The following is a 1,303-nucleotide window of genomic DNA, read 5'->3' as shown; positions in this document are numbered from 1 at the left end:
CACGAGTTGGATCGGTTGACGCCGGTGGTGGGTGGGGGGTCGGCCCCGGAGGTGTCGTTGCCGGGGTTGTTGGCGGCGGCGGTGGGGGTGGATCCGGATGCGGTGGCGGTGGTGTGTGGGGGGCGGCGGTTGACGTATCGGGAGGTGGATGCGGCGTCGAATCGGTTGGCGCGGGTTTTGCTCGGGGTGGGGGTGGGTGCCGAGTCGGTGGTGGCGGTGGCGGTGGCGCGGTCGGTGGAGTCGGTGGTGTCGGTGTGGGCGGTGGCGAAGACGGGTGCGGCGTTTTTGCCGGTGGATCCGCAGTATCCGGTGGGTCGGATCGAGCACATGGTTGCTGATTCGGGTGTGGTTGTGGGGGTGACGGTGTCGGCTTCGGTGGATCGGTTGCCGGGTGCGGTGCGGTGGGTGGTGCTCGATGATGCCGAGACGGTGGAGCGGTTGTCGTCGGTGTCGGCGGGGGCGGTGTCGGATGCGGATCGGGGTGCTCCGGTGCGGGTGGGTCAGGCGGCGTATGTGATCTATACGTCGGGGTCGACGGGTCTGCCGAAGGGGGTGGTGGTGACGCATCGGGGGTTGGCGAATGTGGTGGCGTCGCAGCGTTCGGGTTTTGGATCGGTCACCGGTGCGCGGGTGTTGCAGTGTGCGTCGCCGAGTTTCGATGCGTCGGTGTTCGAGTTGGTGTGGGCGGTGGGGATGGGTGGCCGGTTGGTGGTGGTGCCGCCGACGGTGTATGGCGGGGAGGAGTTGGCGCGGATCCTGGATTGTGAGGGGGTGACGCATGCGGTGTTGACGCCGACGGCGTTGTCGTCGTTGGATCCGTCCGGTCTGGATGTGTTGGGTACGTTGGTGGTTGCCGGTGAGGCGTGCCCGCCGGAACTTGTATCGAGGTGGGCGCCGGGTCGGGAGATGTTCAATGCGTACGGGCCGACGGAGGCCACGATCATGTCGAATGCGAGCGAGCCGTTGGTGATGGGGGAGTCGGTGACGATTGGTGGTCCGGTTGGTGGGTTCGGTGAAGTGGTGTTGGATGCGCGGTTGCGGCCGGTGCCGTTCGGGGCGGCGGGGGAGTTGTATTTGTCGGGTCCGGCGTTGGCGCGGGGGTATCGGAATCGGTTGGGGTTGACGGCGGCGCGGTTTGTTGCGGATCCGTTCGGTGGTCCGGGGCAGCGGATGTATCGGACGGGGGATGTGGTGCGGTGGCGGGAGGGTCCGGGTGGGCCGGTGCTCGAGTATGTGGGTCGCTCGGATTTTCAGGTTTTCAGGTGAAGATTCGTGGTTTCCGCGTCGAACTCGGCGAAATCGA

The 1,303-nt window shown here is 66.9% G+C and carries 1 pseudogene; it reads left to right on the top strand.

The features are described from left to right. Nucleotides 1-1,303, top strand: a pseudogene (locus tag AC1DWT_RS51400) (amino acid adenylation domain-containing protein); the annotation flags it as partial.

The organism is Rhodococcus sp. P4_B6 (assembly GCF_056402215.1).
Note: the sequence above shows the minus strand (reverse complement) of the source record. Positions and strands in the feature narration are given on the sequence as shown.